The 18,476-nt window shown below is 72.6% G+C and carries 14 protein-coding genes and 3 tRNA genes; 9 read left to right on the forward strand and 8 right to left on the reverse strand.

Going from position 1 to position 18,476, the window contains the following annotated elements; genetic code table 11:
- Window positions 1–36 precede the first annotated feature (36 nt).
- From ACZ5Y0_RS30335 to ACZ5Y0_RS30355, 5 genes are all read left to right on the forward strand, one after another.
- Window positions 37–2,358, forward strand: a complete 2,322-nt coding sequence (locus ACZ5Y0_RS30335) for a DNA polymerase III subunit gamma and tau (RefSeq protein WP_469131869.1) — start codon at window positions 37–39, stop codon at window positions 2,356–2,358.
- A gap of 159 nt (window positions 2,359–2,517) precedes the next feature.
- Complete coding sequence (gene purD / locus ACZ5Y0_RS30340; RefSeq protein WP_469131870.1) at window positions 2,518–3,795, forward strand: phosphoribosylamine--glycine ligase; 1,278 nt, start codon at window positions 2,518–2,520, stop codon at window positions 3,793–3,795.
- A gap of 304 nt (window positions 3,796–4,099) precedes the next feature.
- Window positions 4,100–5,863 carry a hypothetical protein gene (locus tag ACZ5Y0_RS30345; protein WP_469131871.1) on the forward strand — a complete coding sequence of 588 codons (1,764 nt, stop codon included), beginning with the start codon at window positions 4,100–4,102 and terminating at the stop codon, window positions 5,861–5,863.
- Window positions 5,864–6,379: 516 nt separating this feature from the next.
- Entirely contained in the window at window positions 6,380–7,873 is a 1,494-nt protein-coding gene (locus ACZ5Y0_RS30350) for a N,N-dimethylformamidase beta subunit family domain-containing protein (protein ID WP_469131872.1), read from the forward strand.
- A 173-nt stretch (window positions 7,874–8,046) separates the two neighbouring features.
- The gene (locus tag ACZ5Y0_RS30355; RefSeq protein WP_469131873.1) at window positions 8,047–8,946 is read left to right on the forward strand and encodes a phosphoribosylaminoimidazolesuccinocarboxamide synthase; all 900 of its coding nucleotides are present in this window, start codon (window positions 8,047–8,049) and stop codon (window positions 8,944–8,946) included.
- 50 nt (window positions 8,947–8,996) lie between these two features.
- Here ACZ5Y0_RS30355 and ACZ5Y0_RS30360 read toward each other — a convergent pair.
- The 8 genes from ACZ5Y0_RS30360 to ACZ5Y0_RS30395 all read right to left on the reverse strand — a co-directional run bounded on the left by ACZ5Y0_RS30360 (window position 8,997) and on the right by ACZ5Y0_RS30395 (window position 13,667).
- A tRNA-Gly gene (locus ACZ5Y0_RS30360) sits at window positions 8,997–9,069 on the reverse strand.
- 23 nt (window positions 9,070–9,092) lie between these two features.
- The gene (locus tag ACZ5Y0_RS30365) at window positions 9,093–9,698 is read right to left on the reverse strand and encodes a response regulator (RefSeq protein WP_469131918.1); all 606 of its coding nucleotides are present in this window, start codon (window positions 9,696–9,698) and stop codon (window positions 9,093–9,095) included.
- Window positions 9,699–9,703: 5 nt separating this feature from the next.
- A complete protein-coding gene (locus ACZ5Y0_RS30370; protein ID WP_469131919.1) occupies window positions 9,704–10,936 on the reverse strand; it encodes a sensor histidine kinase in 1,233 nt (410 codons plus the stop codon).
- Window positions 10,937–11,034: 98 nt separating this feature from the next.
- Window positions 11,035–11,850 (reverse strand): ABC transporter permease, encoded by an 816-nt coding sequence (locus ACZ5Y0_RS30375; RefSeq protein ID WP_469131874.1) that lies wholly within the window; start codon window positions 11,848–11,850, stop codon window positions 11,035–11,037.
- A complete protein-coding gene (locus tag ACZ5Y0_RS30380) occupies window positions 11,847–12,803 on the reverse strand; it encodes an ABC transporter ATP-binding protein (RefSeq protein WP_469131875.1) in 957 nt (318 codons plus the stop codon). Before ACZ5Y0_RS30380 ends, ACZ5Y0_RS30375 begins: the two co-directional genes overlap by 4 nt.
- Window positions 12,804–12,952: 149 nt before the next feature.
- Window positions 12,953–13,028, reverse strand: a tRNA-Gly gene (locus ACZ5Y0_RS30385).
- A gap of 80 nt (window positions 13,029–13,108) precedes the next feature.
- A tRNA-Gly gene (locus ACZ5Y0_RS30390) sits at window positions 13,109–13,180 on the reverse strand.
- Window positions 13,181–13,349: 169 nt separating this feature from the next.
- Window positions 13,350–13,667 (reverse strand): histone-like nucleoid-structuring protein Lsr2, encoded by a 318-nt coding sequence (locus tag ACZ5Y0_RS30395; RefSeq protein WP_469131876.1) that lies wholly within the window; start codon window positions 13,665–13,667, stop codon window positions 13,350–13,352.
- Window positions 13,668–14,085: 418 nt separating this feature from the next.
- Between ACZ5Y0_RS30395 and purS the strand changes: the two genes are divergently transcribed.
- From purS to ACZ5Y0_RS30415, 4 genes are all read left to right on the forward strand, one after another.
- A complete protein-coding gene (purS, locus tag ACZ5Y0_RS30400; RefSeq protein WP_015659417.1) occupies window positions 14,086–14,349 on the forward strand; it encodes a phosphoribosylformylglycinamidine synthase subunit PurS in 264 nt (87 codons plus the stop codon).
- A complete protein-coding gene (gene purQ, locus ACZ5Y0_RS30405) occupies window positions 14,346–15,026 on the forward strand; it encodes a phosphoribosylformylglycinamidine synthase subunit PurQ (protein WP_469131877.1) in 681 nt (226 codons plus the stop codon). Before purS ends, purQ begins: the two co-directional genes overlap by 4 nt.
- Window positions 15,023–17,281: a phosphoribosylformylglycinamidine synthase subunit PurL gene (gene purL / locus ACZ5Y0_RS30410; protein ID WP_469131878.1), complete on the forward strand. Its 2,259-nt coding sequence runs from the start codon at window positions 15,023–15,025 to the stop codon at window positions 17,279–17,281. The genes purQ and purL overlap by 4 nt, the downstream gene beginning before the upstream one ends.
- Before the next feature lie 246 nt (window positions 17,282–17,527).
- Window positions 17,528–18,325, forward strand: coding sequence for a maleylpyruvate isomerase family mycothiol-dependent enzyme (locus tag ACZ5Y0_RS30415; protein ID WP_469131879.1), 798 nt, complete (start codon window positions 17,528–17,530; stop codon window positions 18,323–18,325).
- Window positions 18,326–18,476 lie beyond the last annotated feature (151 nt).

Genomic DNA, 18,476 nt, shown 5'->3' on the forward strand with positions numbered 1-18,476 from the left:
GGCCGGTTGTCGGCGGGCGCCTATAACCTCGTATGCGTGTCGTCTCTCGCGCTGTACCGCCGCTATCGCCCGGAGTCGTTCGCCGAGGTCATTGGGCAGGAGCATGTCACCGACCCGTTGCAGCAGGCGCTGCGGAACAACCGGGTCAATCACGCGTACCTGTTCAGCGGGCCGCGCGGATGTGGCAAGACGACCAGCGCGCGCATCCTGGCCCGCTGCCTGAACTGCGAGAAGGGCCCCACCCCCACGCCGTGCGGTGAGTGCCAGTCGTGTCAGGACCTGGCGCGGACCGGCCCGGGCTCCATCGACGTCATCGAGATCGACGCGGCCTCGCACGGCGGTGTGGACGATGCCCGTGACCTGCGGGAGAAGGCCTTCTTCGGGCCGGCCGGCAGCCGCTACAAGATCTACATCATCGACGAGGCCCACATGGTCACGTCGGCCGGTTTCAACGCGCTGCTCAAGGTCGTCGAGGAGCCGCCGGAGCACCTCAAGTTCATCTTCGCCACCACCGAGCCCGAGAAGGTCATCGGCACCATCCGGTCCCGGACGCACCACTACCCCTTCCGCCTCGTGCCGCCGGGGACGCTGCGGGAGTACCTCGGCGAGGTGTGCCAGAAGGAGAACATCCCGGTCGAGGAGGGGGTCCTGCCGCTCGTCGTGCGCTCCGGCGCCGGCTCCGTGCGTGACTCCATGTCCGTCATGGACCAGCTCCTCGCGGGCGCCGGTGAGGCCGGTGTGACATACGCCATGGCCACCTCCCTCCTCGGCTACACGGAGGGCTCGCTGCTCGACTCGGTCGTCGAGTCGTTCGCCACCGGTGACGGGGCCGCCGCCTTCGAGGTCGTGGACCGGATCATCGAGGGGGGCAACGACCCGCGCCGGTTCGTCGCCGACCTGCTGGAGCGGCTGCGGGACCTCGTCATCCTCGCCGCCGTCCCGGACGCCGCGGAGAAGGGGCTCATCGACGCCCCCGCCGACGTCCTCGAGCGGATGCAGGCCCAGGCGGGGGTCTTCGGCGCCGCCGAGCTGAGCCGCGCCGCCGACCTCGTCAACCAGGGCCTCACCGAGATGCGCGGCGCCCACTCGCCCCGCCTCCAGCTCGAGCTGATCTGCGCCCGCGTACTGCTCCCGGCCGCCTACGGTGACGAGCGGTCCGTGCTGGCCCGTCTCGACCGGATCGAGCGCGGCGTGAACTTCTCCGCGGGCGCGGCCCCCGCCGGAATGCCCGCCGTGGGATACGTGCCCGGCGCGGAGGCCCACGCGGCGGCCCCCCCGGCCCCGACCGGCGCCACCATGCCCCCGAGCGGTGCGCCCGTCCCCCCGACCGGCGCGCCCATCCCGCCCGGCGGCGGAGCGGCGGCCGCCCGCGCGGCGGTGCGCGGACCGGCGGCGGCCCCGAGCGTCCCGGCGGCCCAGGCCCCCCAGCCGCCCCAGAATCCTCAGACGCCTCCGCCGCCCCAGTCGGCGCCCCCGGCCCGGTCCCAGGCCCAGCCTCCGGCCGCCCCGGCCGAAGCGAGACCCGTAGAGACCCCCGCTGCCCCCGCCCCCGGCGCCTGGCCCACCCCCACGGCCGCCGGCAGCGGACGCAGGCCCGGCGGCTGGCCCACGCCCACGCCCGCCGGCGGCGGACGCCCCCCGGCGACCCCCGCCCCGGCAGCCACCCCGGCGCCGGCCGCCCCCGCTCCGGAGGCTGCCGCCTACGCTCCGCCCGCCGGTGGCCTCGACCCGCGCACGCTCTGGCCCAACATCCTGGAAGCGGTCAAGAACCGCCGCCGCTTCACCTGGATCCTCCTCAGTCAGAACGCCCAGGTCGCGGGCTTCGACGGCACCACTCTCCAGATCGCCTTCGTCAATTCCGGCGCCCGCGACAACTTCGTCAGCAGCGGCAGCGAGGACGTGCTGCGACAGGCGCTGGCCGAGCAGTTCAACGTGCAGTGGAAGATCGACGCGCTCGTCGACCCGTCCGGCGGCGGCTCCGCGCCCCCGTCGGGCGGCTTCGGCGGTCCCCCGGCCCCGTCCGGCCCTGGCGGCACCAACGCCCCGGCCGGTTACGGCGGTGGCTACGGAGCCCCCGCCCCCGGCGCCGGTACGAGCGGCGGCATGCCGGCCTCCCACACCCCGAACTCCTCCCACTCCTCCCCTCCCCCCGGCCCGCCGCAGGCCCGGTCCGCCCCGCCCGCGGCCTCCGCCCACGCGGCCCCCAGACCCCAGGCGTCCGCCCCCGAGCACGTCTCCATCGAGGACGACATCCCCGAGGACGACGACCCCGACCTCAATGAGTCGGCCCTCTCCGGACACGACCTGATCGTGCGCGAACTGGGGGCGACCGTGGTCGAGGAGTTCACCAACGAGTAGCGCGCGGGCGACGCCCCACGCCGCCGGACGAGGCCCCCGACGAGGAGTCGGCGACCTCCCCGCCCGCGGCCCCTCCTCGGAGAAACCTACGAACGCCGAAGCCCCCGCCCTTCGGAAGCCCGCACAAGAGCCCGCGGCCCGGCCCGTTAGGCTGACCCCGTGAACGTCCTCGTCATCGGCAGCGGCGCCCGCGAACACGCCCTGTGCCGCTCACTGTCCCTCGACCCCGCGGTCACCGCGCTGCACTGCGCCCCCGGCAACGCCGGCATCGGCGAGGTGGCCGAGCTGCACCCGGTCGACGCCCTGGACGGCAAGGCCGTGGCCGAGCTGGCCGTCCGGCTGGACGCCCGGCTCGTGATCGTGGGCCCGGAGGCGCCGCTGGTCGCGGGGGTCGCCGACGCCGTGCGCGAGGCGGGCATCCCCGTGTTCGGTCCCTCCAGGGAGGCCGCGCAGCTGGAGGGCTCGAAGGCGTTCGCGAAGGACGTGATGGCGGCGGCCGGCGTGCCGACCGCCCGCTCCTACGTCTGCACCACGCCCGCCGAGGTCGCCACGGCCCTCGACGCGTTCGGCGCGCCCTACGTCGTCAAGGACGACGGTCTGGCCGCCGGCAAGGGCGTTGTCGTGACCGGCGACCTGGAGGCCGCGAAGGCGCACGCCGCCGCCTGCATGGGGGACGCTCCCACGAAGCGGGGGAGTGTCGTCATCGAGGAGTTCCTCGACGGCCCCGAGGTCTCCCTCTTCGCCGTCACCGACGGCGTGACGGTCGTCCCGCTGCGGCCCGCCCAGGACTTCAAGCGCGCCCTCGACGGCGACGAGGGCCCGAACACCGGCGGCATGGGCGCGTACTCCCCGCTGCCCTGGGCCGATCCCGAGTTGGTCGACGAGGTCATGGAGACGGTCCTCCAGCCGACCGTCGACGAGATGCGCCGTCGCGGCACCCCGTTCTCGGGCCTGCTCTACGCCGGCCTCGCGATCACCGGCCGGGGCGTGCGGGTCATCGAGTTCAACGCCCGCTTCGGCGACCCCGAGACGCAGGTCGTCCTGGCCCGTCTGAAGACTCCGCTGGCCGGTGTCCTGATGGCCGCCGCCACCGGCGACCTCGCCGACCTGCCGCCCCTGCGCTGGAGCGACGAGGCGGCCGTCACGGTGGTCGTGGCCTCGCACAACTACCCCGGCACCCCCCGCACGGGCGACCCGATCAGCGGCCTCGACGAGGTGGCCGCCGAGGACGCCCCGCACGCGTACGTCCTGCACGCCGGCACCCGGCGCGAGGGCGACGCGGTGGTCAGCGCGGGCGGCCGTGTCCTGTCCGTCACGGCGACCGGCGCGGATCTCACGCAGGCGCGGGAACGGGCGTACCGGGCGGTCGCGCGGATCGGTCTGGACGGCTCCCAGCACCGTACGGACATCGCGGCGAAGGCCGCGTCTCAGGCGTAGCCCTCAGCGGAGACACCGCCCCCAGCAGGCACTTCCAGGCCCCGGGCTCAGGATGGGAACACCCACCGAACCCGGGGCCTGTTCGTTGCCCGCAGTCATCCACCTTTCCCCAAAGCCATTCCATCGGGTGAGCGCTGTTCCATCCGGCTGACGGCGGCCGACGTGCCAACTAGGGTGCGGCGCAAGCGTTCCGGCACTTGGCCCACCGGCATTGCGATGTCAGTGGCGGCTGCCACAGTGGGGGAGTGAGCAAGACCAGGAGAGCCAGGACGGCCTGCACCGAGGGGAGGGGGTGAGGTCCGGCGTGACCGGTATCGGAGTGGAGGCGCGCGCCCAGGGCGCGCGGACGAGGGCGCTGGCGGTGCTGCGGGTCCGCAGCCGGGCGCTGGCGATCGCGCTGCTGCCCACGGCTGCGGCGGTGATCCTGCTCGCGGGTGGTTCCAGCGGCCACTTCGTGGGTCACGGCTGGGACATCGCCCGGTGGGCGACGTCCGTGCTCGCGGTCCTGGTGCTGCTGGCCGCCGGGGCGGTCGCCCTGGTCGTCGCGCGGGCCCGGCCCGCCGTCACTCCCACGGTCGCCATCGCCGAGAGTTCGGCCCCCGATCTGTACCGGCTGGTGCGTGAACTCGCCGACCGTCTCGACGTTCCCGCGCCCTCCGCGATAGCGCTCACCCCGGACTGCGACAGCTGGCTGGAGGACCGCACCCACCCGGCTCACGGCCCGCCCGCGCCCCGCGCACCCGACGAGATAGCCGGTCCCGGCCACCACCCCCACGGCCGTCCGACGGCGCCGGTCCTCGTCATCGGCTCCCCGTTCCTGTGGTGGATGCGGGTGGGCGAGCTGCGCGCCGTCCTCGCACCGGTCGTCGCCGGTACGGGCCCGTCGGCGCACCCGGACATAGCGGCGGCCCGGCGCTTCGTGCGCGGGCTGGACGCCGCGGTGGCCGCGTCGTCGGCCGACCGCGGACGGGGCCCCGCCCTACGTCTGCTCTGCGCGGGCGTCGGCTGGGCGGCCCGCCTGCTCCTGCGGAGCTGCCAGGTGCACGCGGCGGAGATGGAGCGGGGGGTGGCGGCGGCGGCGGCCGAGCGGGCCCAGGCCGTGGACTACGGGCTGCGGATCGTCGCCCAGGAACAGGTCGGACTGGCGTACGCCGGCTGGGACCGGCTCCTCACGCGCGTGGCGCTGCCCGCCTGGCGGATGGGCCGCTGGCCCTCCCGGCTGGACGCGGGTGTCGTCGCCGCCCTCACCGAGCTGTCCCGGCGCGACCGTCTGGCGGAGGGCTTCACCTCCCGGCTGGGCGAGCGCCCCGCCTGCGATCTGCTGGAGGAGCCCGGCGCGGTCGACGAGGCCACCTCCCTCCTCGCCGCCCGCCTCTTCCACGGCGGCCCCGCGGAGACCGGCCCCGACTGGTCCCCGGTCGCCTGGCAGGAGTATCCGGACGAGGTCGTCGACCGCAAGTGGCGTGCCGACGCGGCCCGTCTCCACCGCGTGCTGGACGCCCTGGGCGTCCGCCGCACCACCCCCGCCGCCGCGGACGGCCCCACCCTGGCCCGCGTACTGAACCACCTCACCGGCCAGGGCCCCACCTGGGACGGAGAACCGGGCCCCGGCCCCACCTCCCGGACCCCCTTCGGTGACGAGCACGACGACCTGCCCCAGAACCCCCGTGGGGCCGCCCTGGCCATCCGCCTCGGGGCCGAGGTCGCCCGCGAGGAGGCCGAGGGCAGGCCCTCGGGGGCGGTCGGACAGCCGGTCGGCCAGGGGCCCGAGGCCGCGCTCTGGGACGACCGCGCGCTCCCCCTCTTCCCGCTCCAACCCCCGCGCACCGACCGCGAACTCCTCACCGACCACGTCACGGCGATGGTCTGCTGCGCCGCGATGGACACCGTGGGCGCCACACCGGGCCTCGACTGGCTCGACGGTCCGACCCTCCTGGTCGACGGCGAGCGCGTGACCGACCTGATGCCCCGCGTGCTCAGCCTGGTCGAGGACGGCGACGCGATCCCCCTGCGCACCTGGCTGGTGGAAGTGGGCATACGCCCGGAGAAGCCGGTACGCCTGGGCTGACGCGGGCCGGCCGACGCAGCGCCGGAAGGCCAGGGGCACCGAAAGGACCGGGAGGCCAAGGGCCCCCGAAGACCCCGGAAGACCAGGAAATTCAGACCGACCGGTAAGACCAGGAAGACCGAGGGGTCCGGAAGGCCCGATGGCCCCGAAGGACAGGAGGCCGCCGATCGTCCGCCCGTAGCGGAGCGCTTAGTTCCACTTCCAGTCAATTCGCAACGAATAGTGACTGTCTGCGCGCATCATGTGATGTGCTTGGACCGATGCCGCCCATGGCAAGGGCTCGCGACATAGGACAAGCACACGAACCGTCGCACCGCACCAGGCCACCACGGGCCGGACGCGAGCAATCAGGCACGCCCGAACACGCAGCAACCCGCACGCCCCCGGCGCACCGCCTGCCGACCACAGGTACACGCCCCGCAACCGCACAGCCGTATCCGCACCGCAGGGGAACAGGCCGAGCACGCACAGCCGCGCACGCACCAGCAAGACGGGGGTCAGAGGGAGGGAAGCACCATGGGACACCGACACATCCGCCGATGGGAGTCGGGAGCGCTGGCGCACGCCGTGACGGATCCCTTCGGCCAGGGCCCCCTCCCGTGGCTGCGCGGCAGCGAGACCTATTTCGACGACACCGGCCAGGTCGTCCCCTGGTACGTCGACCCGGCCCCCGCCGCCACCCCTGGCGCGGCTCCCCGGATCCCGTCCCCCCGCTCGGCCGGAGGCCCCCGCTCCGCCGACGACGTCGGCCGCCAGATCAAGGGCTTCACCTCCACCGGCGCGGTCGCCCCGGGCGAAGCCGTCGACTTCCACATCACGGTCGACCCGCCCCAGGAATTCAGCGTCGACATCTACCGCATCGGTCACTACGACGGTGACGGCGCCGCCAAGATCACCAGCAGCCCCCGTCTCCCCGGCATCGTGCAGTCCCCGCCCCTGACCGCCGACCGCACGGTGTCCTGCCACCACTGGTGGCTCTCCTGGCGCCTCCAGGTCCCCTCGTACTGGAACGTCGGAGCGTATGTCGCCGTCCTCACCACCGCCGACGGCTACCGCTCCCACATCCCGTTCACCGTCCGCGACGACCGCCCGGCCGACTTCCTCCTGCTGCTCCCCGACATCACCTGGCAGGCCTACAACCTCTATCCGGAGGACGGCCGCACCGGCGCCAGCCTCTACCACGCCTGGGACGAGGACGGCCGCCTCCTCGGCGAGGCCGACGCCGCGACGACCGTCTCCTTCGACCGGCCCTACGCGGGTGCCGGACTTCCCCTGCACGTCGGCCACGCCTACGACGTCATCCGCTGGGCCGAGCGCTACGGCTACGACCTCGCCTACGCCGACGCCCGCGATCTGCACGCCGGTCACGTCCGGCCCACCCGCTACCGCGGCCTGGTCTTCCCAGGCCACGACGAGTACTGGTCGACGGCCATGCGCCGCACCGTGGAACTCGCGCGCGACAGCGGCACCTCGCTCGTTTTCCTCTCCGCCAACACCCTGTACTGGCAGGTGGAGCTGGCCCCCTCCCCGTCCGGCGTCCCCGGCCGACTGCTGACGTGCCGCAAGCGCAAGGGTCCCGGCAGGCCCGTCCTGTGGCGCGAGATCGACCGCGCCGAACAACGGCTGCTGGGCATCCAGTACGCGGGCCGGGTCCCCGAACCCCACCCCCTGATCGTCCGCAACGCCGACCACTGGCTGTGGGAGGCGACCGGCGCGCACGAGGGCGACGGCATCGAGGGCCTGGTCGCGGGCGAGGCCGACCGCTACTTCCCGCGCACGCCACTGCCACCGCACGAGGAGCGCACCCTTCTCGCCCACTCCCCGTACACCGACAGCCGCGGCGCCCCGCGCCACCAGGAGACCTCCCTCTACCGCGCCCCCTCGGGGGCCCTGGTCTTCGCCTCCGGCACCTTCGCCTGGTCCCCGGCCCTGGACCGCCCCGGCCACGTGGACCCCCGCGTCCAGCGCGCCACCGCGAACCTCCTGGACCGCATCTGCAAGCGTGCCTGAGGATTGCCGGCTCCGTCCGGCCGTGCCCGGCCCAGTCCAACCCCGTTCGGCCGTGCCCGGCTCCGTCCGGCCCCGTCCACCCCCGTCCGGCCGTGCCCGGACCCCCGCCGTCCGCGGCCGATCCCGTTGTACGGGACAATCGAGCCACTCAGACAGAACCACGGGGAGGAACCGTGTCCGGATTCGTAGAAAAGCCCGAGCCCCTCGAGGTGCCGGGCCTGGTGCATCTGCACACCGGCAAGGTGCGCGAGCTGTACCAGGACGAGGCCGGCGACCTCGTGATGGTCGCCAGCGACCGTATCTCCGCCTACGACTGGGTCCTGCCCACCGAGATCCCCGACAAGGGCCGCGTCCTGACGCAGCTCTCCCTGTGGTGGTTCGATCAGCTCGCCGACCTGGTACCGCACCACGTCCTGAGCACCGAACCCCCCGTCGGCGCCCCCGCCGACTGGGCCGGCCGCACCCTCGTCTGCAAGTCGCTCCAGATGGTCCCCGTCGAGTGCGTGGCCCGCGGCTACCTCACCGGCTCGGGCCTGGCCGAGTACAAGGAGTCCCGCACCGTCTGCGGCCTCGCCCTCCCCGAAGGCCTGGTCGACGGCTCCGAGCTGCCCGCCCCGATCTTCACCCCGGCCACCAAGGCCGCGGTCGGCGACCACGACGAGAACGTCTCCTACGAGGAGGTCGCCCGCCAGGTGGGCGCCGACACCGCCGCCCGGCTGCGCCAGACCACCCTCGCGGTCTACGGCCGGGCCCGGGACATCGCCCGCGACCGGGGCGTCGTCCTCGCGGACACCAAGTTCGAGTTCGGCTTCGAGGGTGAGACGCTCGTCATCGCCGACGAGGTCCTCACCCCGGACTCCTCCCGCTTCTGGCCGGCCGACACCTGGCAGCCGGGCCGCGCGCAGCCGTCGTTCGACAAGCAGTTCGTGCGGGACTGGCTGACCTCCGAGGCGTCCGGCTGGGACCGCGCGAGCGAGCAGCCGCCGCCGGAGCTGCCGCAGGAGGTCGTGGACGCGACCCGCGCCAAGTACATCGAGGCGTACGAGCGGCTGACGGGCACGAGCTGGTCGTAGGGCCTCGGCACGGAAAAGCCCCCCGGCCGAGACCGGGGGGCTTGATCCAGAGCGGACGACGAGGCTCGAACTCGCGACCTCAACCTTGGCAAGGTTGCGCTCTACCAACTGAGCTACGTCCGCACTGCGCCGTGGCGCGAGAGCAACTATACCCAACCGCGCTCTCGCGCGAGACGTACCGCCGCGTGACGATTCTCGGCCCCCAGCTTGGAAACGGCCGACGACAGGTAGTTGCGCACCGTCCCCGGCGACAGCGCGGCCCGCTCGGCGATCTCCGTGACGGGCGCCCCGTCGGCGGCGAGTTCGAGCACCTCCGCCTCGCGCGAGGTCAGCGGGGAGTCCCCGGCGGCGATCGCGTCGGCGGCCAACTCGGGGTCGACGTAACGGTTTCCGGCGTGCACGGTGCGGATGATCTCCGCGAGTCGCTGTGCGCTCACCGTCTTCGGGACGAACCCGCGCACGCCCGCCGCAAGCGCCCGCTTCAGATGGCCGGGGCGGCCGTGGCTGGTGACGATCAGGGCTTGGCAGCCGGGCAGTTCGGTCCGCAGCGATGTGGCGACCTTCACACCGTCGGCACCCGGCATCTGGAGGTCCAGGACGGCCACGTCCGGCCGGTGCGCCCGCGCCATCGCCAGGGCCTCGGGCCCGGTGGCCGCCTCGGCGACGATCAGCAGATCGTCCTCCAGGGAGAGCAGCGCGGTCAGCGCGCCCCGGATCAGGTGCTCGTCGTCGGCGAGCAGCACCCGCACCACGCCGCTCACGAGGCGACCTCGCTCACCACGGCGTCCTCCGCGACCAGCGGTACCTCGGCCACCACCCGGAACACCCCGGCCCCGGCGATCCCCGCTTCCAGCGTCCCGCCCACCTTCCGCAACCGCTCCGCCAGCCCGGCCAGCCCGGAACCGCCGCCGGCCGAGCCGGCGCCGTCCGCCCCGTCGTTCTCCACCGTCAGCACCACCTTCCCGCCCTTCGTCCGGACCTCCACCGCACACCGCCCCGCGTCCCCGTGCCGCAGCACGTTGGTGGTCGTCTCCCGCACCACCCAGCCGAGCGTCGACTGCACCTCGGCGGGCAGCCCGCCGACCTCCCCACGCACCTCGCAGTCGATCCCGGCTGCCGTCAACACGCCCTGCGCGCCGACGAGTTCGACGCCCAGGTCGGCCTCCCGGTAACCGCGTACGACATCCCGTACCTCCCGCTGGGACTCCCGCGCGATCCGCTGGACCTCGATCATCTGCTCGACCGCCTCCGGGCGGCCCCGGCGGGCCAACTGCACCGCCAGCTCGCTCTTCAGGGCGATCACCGCGAGGTTGCGACCCATCACGTCGTGCAGGTCGCGGCCGAACCGCAGCCGTTCCTCGGCGACGGCGAGCCGGGCGCGGGTCTCGCGGGCCTCGTCGAGCTGGTAGACGGTGTCGAGGAGCCAGACCGAGAAGACGGAGGTGGTGGCCATGAAGCCGCCGCCGAGCAGCACCGCCGCGACCGAGACCAGGACGGCCGGACCGGGCGCGCCGAGCAGCAGTGCCAGGGCCCCGGCGCCCGCGGAGTGACCGGCGACGACCGCGAGCGCGTGGCGCCAGCCGCGGACGCCGAGCGTGGTGACGCACGCCGCGAAGACCAGGGCGACGCCGAAGACCCCGCCCGCCGCGGTGTCCACCGCCTCGCCCCCCGGACCGTGTCGCGTGGTCCACAGAGCGACCGCCGCGACCCCCGCGGTGACGACGGCGAACGCCACCATCAACCGCACCGGCCGGGGTCGCAGGCCCCGCGTCCAGTCCAGCGCCCGCGAGGCCGTCACCGCGGACAGCGCGCAGTGCACGGCCATGATCAGCGGCAGCCCCAGCACGGGCCCCCGCCACACCCCGCTGCCGAGCGGCACGCCCACCGCCGTGAACTCGGCCAGCGCGAAGAAGTGGAACGACCACCGTGTGTAGGTCTCGACCTTCGCCGGCGAACTCTTCCGCCGCCACCAGCCACCCGCCCCGCGCAGCTCCGTCCAACGGGGGTCGGTCTCGCCCCGCCCGCCCGGATCCGTCTCTTCCCGTGCCACCCCGCGCATCCGCGTCTCTCCCCCGTCACCCCGGTCCGTCAGCGCCGCGGCTCCCACCGGAACCACCGCCGTACAGCAAACACCGCGAGCACGGTCCAGGCCAGCGCGGTCGCCAGCGCCCCCAGAGCCTCGTACGCCGAGAGGTCGCCGGTCCATCCGCCGCGGACCAGGGTGATGACCGGGCTCAGCGGCAGCAGTTCGAAGCCGGAGGCGAGCCGGTCGGGCAGCAGCTCCAGCGGGACGGCCACCCCGGAGGCGGCCATCGACACCAGCACGAACGGCAGCGTGGTCACCTGAGCGCTCTCCACGGTCCGCGTCACGCTCGCGGTGACCGCTCCCAGTGCCGCACACATCACAAGGCCCAACAGCAGGCCCACTACGGCGAGATGGGGCGCCTCGGGGGCGGGCACGCCGAGGAAGGCCGTACAACCCACCGCCAGCACCAGGCACTGCACCAGCCCCATGGTGAACACCGGCAGCGCGGAACCCGCGACGACCTCCGCGTCCCGCAGCTCGCCGGTGCGCAGCCGCTTCAGCACGAGTTCCTCGCGCCGGGCGGTGTAGATGCCGGTGAGTGCCGAGTACACCCCGAACAGCAGCGAGAACCCGATCGCGGCCGGCAGCAGCACCAGCCCGACGCTGAGCCCGGAGTCCTCGACGTTCATGTCGTCCACCACCGGCCGCAGGCTGAACGGCAGCCCGAGCGGCACGAGCACGGCCGCGACCACCGTGGCCTTGCTGCGCCCGAGCAGGGTGAGTTCGGCACGGGCGAGGGCGCCCATCCGGCTCAGGGGAGTGGTCACCGCGCCCCTGACCGAGTCCCCCACCGGGCCTCTGACGGGAACGCCGCTCATGCCGCGACCTCCTCGTTCTTCTCCGAGGCCTCCCGGGCGATGCCCAGGAACGCCTCCTCCAGCGAGGCCGACCGCAGGTCGAGCCCCCGCAGTTCGACTCCGGCCCGCTCGGCCCACACCAGCAGCCCGGTGGCCGCGCGCTGCAACTCGTGGGTGCGCAGCCGCACCAGCCGTCCGTCGATGTCGTGGTCGCACACGCCCAGCTCGTCCAACGGCGGCAGATCGCCCACGAAGTAGCCCTCGGGGAGCCGGAAGGAGATCCGGGACGGCTGTTCGGCGGTCACCTCGGCGGGCGTCCCGGAGGCCGCTATCCGCCCCTGGTGCAGGATGGCCAGCCGGTCGGCGAGACCCTCCGCCTCCTCCAGGTAGTGCGTGGTCAGCAGTACGGTCGTACCGGCGTCCCGCAGGGCGCGCACCAGGTCCCAGGTGTCGCGTCGGCCCTCGGCGTCCAGTCCCGTGGTCGGCTCGTCGAGGAAGAGCACCTCGGGCTCCCCGAGCAGCGCGAGCGCCAGATCCAGCCGCCGCCGCTCGCCCCCGGACAACTGCTTCACCCGCACCCGGGCCTTTCCGGTGAGCCCGACCAGGGCCAGCGCCTCCGCGACCGGCCGGGCACCGCTGACACAGCCCGCCCACATGCGCGCGGTCTCGGCGACACTCAGCTCGGACGGGAAGCCGCCCTCCTGGAGCATCACCCCGGTCCGCGGCCGTACGGCGGCGCGCTCGGTGAAGGGATCGTGGCCGAGGATCCGGACCCGCCCTCCGTCGGGCCGTTCGAGCCCTTCGAGCAGCTCGACCGTGGAGGTCTTGCCGGCCCCGTTGGTGCCCAGCAGCGCGAAGACCTCCCCGCGGCCGACGTGGAAGGAGATCCCGCGGACCGCCTCGAACCCGCCCCCGTACACACGCCGGAGGTCGGTGACCTCGATCACGTGTTCATTCGTGTTCCTGGCTTCCATGGTTCCAGCGTCCCGTCGGAGGGCCGCCGACGGCAGTGCGCCTTGTCATCGCTCGCCATGACAAATGTCAGGACCGGCGGCGAGACGAAGGGGAGCGGGAAAGAAGGAGATACGCCGAAGGCCCCGGTCGGTGACCGGGGCCTTCGATGTGGAGCGGACGACGAGGCTCGAACTCGCGACCTCAACCTTGGCAAGGTTGCGCTCTACCAACTGAGCTACGTCCGCATTGCATCCGACTGGCTTTCACCGGTCGGCGCGGGCACCAGCCTACCTGATCCACATGTGTGATCGGGACGGCGATGCGGAGCGGGTGACAGGAATTGCACACTGCGCCTTCCCCCTGGAAGGGGGATGTTCTACTACTGAACTACACCCGCACGACCTTTGTGAGCTGGGCTTTTCGGCCCCGCCCCGCTGGCGTGCTCCAGACATTAGCCGACCATGTGGGGGGTAGCGCAAGTCGGTTGCCTCCGGGGGCCCCTGACGGACCCCGGGGCGGCGCGCGGAGACCGTGCCGGGCCGGTGCTCACGACCGGCCCGACCGGGTCACTGCGCCTCGGTGAACGCCTCGTAGACCTTCTTGGGGATGCGCCCGCGCGCGGGCACGTCCAGCTTGTTGGCCTGGGCCCAGGCGCGGACCGCCGCCGGGTCGGGAGCGACCTCCGTCTGCTTGTACGCCTTGCCGGACCTGGACCGCTTGCGGCCGGCCTCCACGTAGGGCGCGAGCGCCTTGCGCAGTTTCCTGGCATTGGCTTCATTCAAGTCGATCTCGTACGACCTGCCGTCGAGTCCGAAGGCGATCGTCTCCGCCGCTTCCGAGCCGTCGATGTCGTCAAAGAGAGTGACCACGACCTTCTGCGCCACGAATATCGGTCCCTTCGTGCGACAGCTCTGCGATGACGTGCCGAGACGTCACGGAGATGTCGACTGTCCGCCTGTTATGGGGCAAAGTATCGGCTATTGCTATTTCATTTGTACAGTGCCCGGCAATGGAATGTGAAGCCCGACTAAATCTGTCAGCGTGTCCCGAGAATCAAGGGGACGCGAGCGACTTCCATTGAGGGTGCGGGTCGGAGACGGGTGGGCGCAATAGGCGACCGGCGCGCATCGCGCATCTTTCCCGGAATTTTTTCGTGAAGGACCTGCTCCGCCACCTGGACCGGTACCCCATCGTGATCACGGTCACGTAGTTTCCTACAACTCTACCCGCGTAGAAATTTTGTACGGGTAGTCTGAAGACACACGCAGGAACCTGCTCAGCACCACAACACCGGGAGTGCCAGTGGCACGCGTCGTAGTCGACGTCATGCTCAAGCCGGAGATCCTCGACCCCCAGGGCCAGGCGGTGCAGCGCGCACTGCCGCGGCTGGGTTTCGAAGGCATCTCCGACGTACGTCAGGGAAAGCGATTCGAACTGGAAGTTGACGGACCGGTCGACGAGGCCGCGCTCGCCCGCATCCACGATCTTGCGGAATCCTTCCTCGCCAACACCGTGATCGAGGACTTCACCGTCAAGGTGGAGGAAGTCGCGGAGGCCGCGAAGTGACCGCTCGTATCGGCGTCGTCACTTTCCCGGGCAGCCTGGACGACCGGGACACGCAGCGCGCGATCCGCCTCGCGGGCGCCGAGCCGGTCGCCCTCTGGCACAAGGACAAGGACCTCCACCAGGTCGACGCCGTGGTGCTGTGCGGCGGTTTCTCCTACGGCGACTATCTGCGCGCCGGCGCCATCGCCCGCTTCTCGCCGGTGATGGAGCCCCTCATCGAGCAGGCGAAGGCCGGACTGCCGGTCCTCGGCATCTGCAACGGCTTCCAGATCCTCACCGAGGCCCACCTCCTCCCGGGCGCGATGCTCGGCAACGACCACCTCCACTTCATCTGCCGCGACCAGAAGCTGCGGGTGGAGAACGCGGGCACCGCCTGGACGGCCGACTACACGGCCGGCCAGGAGATCCACATCCCGCTGAAGAACATGGACGGCCGGTACGTCGCCGACGAGTACACCCTCGACAAGCTGGAGGCCGAGGGCCGGGTCGCCTTCCGCTACCTGGACCTCAACCCCAACGGCTCGCTCCGTGACATCGCCGGCATCAGCAACGAGGCCGGGAACGTCGTAGGCCTCATGCCGCACCCGGAGCACGCCGTCGAGCCGCTCATCGGCTCCGGCCGCACCGACGGCCTCCCCTTCTTCACCTCGATCCTCAAGAAGCTGGTCAACGCATGAGCCGGACGCCTCTGGACACGGTCGAGCACGCGGCCGCTACCCCCGACGTCGAGCTGCCCTGGGCCGAACTCGGCCTCAAGAAGGACGAGTACGAGCGGGTGGTGGAGATCCTCGGCCGCCGCCCGACCGGCGCCGAACTCGCCATGTACTCGGTCATGTGGTCCGAGCACTGCTCGTACAAGTCCTCCAAGGTGCACCTCCGCCAGTTCGGCGAGAAGGCGCCCCAATCCGACGCCCTGCTCGTGGGCATCGGCGAGAACGCGGGCGTGGTGGACGTCGGGCAGGGTTACGCCGTGACCTTCAAGGTCGAGTCGCACAACCACCCGTCGTACGTCGAGCCCTACCAGGGCGCCGCGACCGGTGTCGGCGGCATCGTCCGCGACATCATCGCGATGGGCGCGCGCCCGGTGGCCGTGGTCGACCCGCTGCGCTTCGGCGCGGCCGACCACCCCGACACCAAGCGCGTCCTGCCGGGCGTCGTCGCCGGCATCGGTGGCTACGGCAACTGCCTCGGCCTGCCGAACATCGGCGGCGAGGTCGTCTTCGACGCCTGCTACCAGGGCAACCCGCTGGTCAACGCCGGTGCCATCGGTGTGATGCGACACGAGGACATCCACCTCGCGAAGGCGTCCGGCGCGGGCAACAAGGTCATCCTGTACGGCGCCCGCACCGGCGGCGACGGCATCGGCGGCGCCTCCATCCTGGCCTCGGAGACCTTCGACGACGCCAAGCCGTCGAAGCGCCCGGCCGTCCAGGTGGGCGACCCCTTCCAGGAGAAGCTCCTCATCGAGTGCACCCTGGAGGCCTTCGCCGAGAAGCTGGTGGTCGGCATCCAGGACCTCGGCGCGGCGGGCCTGTCGTGCGCGACGAGCGAGCTGGCCTCCAACGGTTCCGGCGGCATGCGCGTGACGCTGGACGACGTACCGCTGCGCGACTCCACGCTCTCGCCCGAGGAGATCCTCATGAGCGAGTCGCAGGAGCGCATGTGCGCGGTCGTCGAGCCGGAGAAGGTCGACCGCTTCCTGGAGATCTGCGACAAGTGGGACGTCATCGCCACCGTCATCGGTGAGGTGACCGACGGCGACCGTCTCGAGATCTACTGGCACGGCGGCAAGATCGTCGACGTCGACCCGCGCACGGTCGCCCACGACGGCCCGGTCTACGAGCGCCCGTACGCCCGCCCGGACTGGCAGGACGCCCTCCAGGCCGACGACGCGAACAAGCTGCCCAGGCCGACCACGGGCGAGGAGCTGAAGGACCAGGTCCTGAAGCTGGTGTCCTCCCCGAACCAGGCCTCCAAGAAGTGGATCACGTCCCAGTACGACCACTTCGTGCAGGGCAACACGGTGCTGGCCCAGCCCGAGGACTCGGGCATGATCCGCATCGACGAGGAGAGCGGCCTCGGCGTCGCCATCGCCACCGACGGCAACGGCCGGTACGCGAAGCTGAACCCGTACCACGGTGCCCAGCTCGCGCTCGCGGAGGCGTACCGCAACGTGGCGACGACCGGCGCCAAGCCGCTCGCCGTCTCCGACTGCCTGAACTTCGGCTCGCCCGAGGACCCGGCCGTCATGTGGCAGTTCGCGGAAGCCGTCCGCGGTCTGGCCGACGCCTGCCAGCAGCTCGGCACCCCGGTGACCGGCGGCAACGTCTCCCTCTACAACCAGACGGGCGAGGCGGCCATCCACCCCACCCCGGTCGTCGCGGTCCTGGGCGTCATCGACGACGTGGCCCGGCGCACCCCGGTCGCCTTCCGGGAGGAGGGCCAGTTGCTGTACCTCCTCGGCGACACCCGTGAGGAGTTCGGCGGCTCGGCCTGGTCCCAGGTGATCCACGACCACCTCGGCGGCCTGCCCCCGAAGGTCGACCTGGAGCGCGAGCGCCTGCTCGCCGAGATCCTGATCTCCGCCTCCCGCGACGGCATGATCGACTCCGCGCACGACCTGTCCGACGGCGGTCTGATCCAGGCGGTCGTCGAGTCGGCCCTGCTCGGCGGCAAGGGCGCCCGCCTGGTCGTCCCGGACGGCCTGGACGCCTTCACCTTCCTCTTCTCGGAGTCGGCGGGCCGCGCGGTCGTCGCCGTCCCCCGCTCGGAGGAACTGCGCTTCACCGACATGTGCGGCGCCCGCGGCCTGCCCGCCACCCGCATCGGTGTCGTCGACGGCGACACGGTCGAGGTCCAGGGCGAGTTCGCCCTCCCCTTGGAGGAGCTGCGCAGGGCCCACGAGGACACCATCCCGGCGCTGCTCGCGTAGCGCGCCGCGCTCTCGGCCGTGCGTATTGCCGAAGGCCGCCGTCCGGGCTTCTCCCGCTGCCCGGACGGCGGCCTTCGGCGCGGGCACCGGGCGCCGGCTGCCTCGTGCCGGCCGGCGAACCCGACCGGGTCGGGAAGCGGGCGCTCCTGGCGTGCCGGCACACCGGGGGCCCGACCGGCGATCACGGGCCCCGCCGCGCGGAAATCCACCTGAACGGGCTCGCCGCCGGGCAATAGGCTCTGCGCCATGCCCCCGGCGAAGAAGCGCACCAGGACCTATGACCCCGCCCGGACGCGTGCCGCGGTGCTGGCCCAGCTCGGCCATGTGCGGCAGGCCGTCGCCACGCTCGCCCCGGAGCAGCTCGAGCTGCCGACGCGGCTGGGGGAGTGGACCGTACGGGAGCTGGTCGCGCACATCGGGATGGCCGTCACGGCCGTCGGGCGGTCGCTGGACCTGCCGGAGCCGGCGAAGCCCGACGCCACGCTCCTCGACTGGCCGTTCGCGACGTCCGTGAGCGCCTCCGCCATCGACGCCTTCACCCGGCGGCTGTCCGCGGAGCACCCGGACCTGGACGCCTACCTCACGGCGGTGGAGCAGGACCTCGTCGAGCAGCTCGACGCCCACCCGGGCTCCCGGCTGCTGGAGACCAATGCGGGCGCGCTGACCCTGGCCGACTACCTGGTCACCCGCACCGTCGAACTCGTCGTCCACACCGACGACCTGAGCGCGGCCGTCCCCGGCCTGCACATCCCCTACGACCGCCAGGCCCTCGCCGCCGCCACCCGGCTGCTGGCAGACGCCCTGGCCGTCAGGGCGCCCGGTGGGGCGACCGAGGTGCGGATCCCGCCGTACGCCGTCGTGCAGTGCGTCGAGGGGCCCCGGCACACCCGTGGCACCCCGCCCAACGTCGTCGAGACCGACCCGCTGACCTGGGTACGGCTGGCCTCCGGGCGGCTGACCTGGAAGGCGGCCGTCGAGGAGGCGAAGGTCGGCGCGAGCGGGGAGCGGGCGGACCTCGCCCAGCTGCTGCCGCTCATGTCCTGACGCGGCGGATGCCCCACGGTGTGCGACACCTCACTCATGCCCGTGGCGCGGACCCCCGGAGGGCGTCCGTCGCGACGCCGCCGGCCGGTGAACGGACCACCCTAAACGTGGTCTGACCTGGGGCGATGTGGCGACATCGGGCACCCCTGAC

The sequence above is a fragment of the Streptomyces sp. NPDC033216 genome (assembly GCF_055577115.1).

Bases quoted from the DNA above. Each gene is read 5' to 3' on its own strand.
- ACZ5Y0_RS30350 (WP_469131872.1), top strand. From the start codon at position 6,380: ATGGGACACCGACACATCCGCCGATGGGAGTCGGGAGCGCTGGCGCAC.
- ACZ5Y0_RS30375 (WP_469131874.1), bottom strand. From the start codon at position 11,850: ATGAGCGGCGTTCCCGTCAGAGGCCCGGTGGGGGACTCGGTCAGGGGC.
- ACZ5Y0_RS30380 (WP_469131875.1), bottom strand. From the start codon at position 12,803: ATGGAAGCCAGGAACACGAATGAACACGTGATCGAGGTCACCGACCTC.
- purL (WP_469131878.1), top strand. From the start codon at position 15,023: ATGAGCCGGACGCCTCTGGACACGGTCGAGCACGCGGCCGCTACCCCC.
- ACZ5Y0_RS30415 (WP_469131879.1), top strand. From the start codon at position 17,528: ATGCCCCCGGCGAAGAAGCGCACCAGGACCTATGACCCCGCCCGGACG.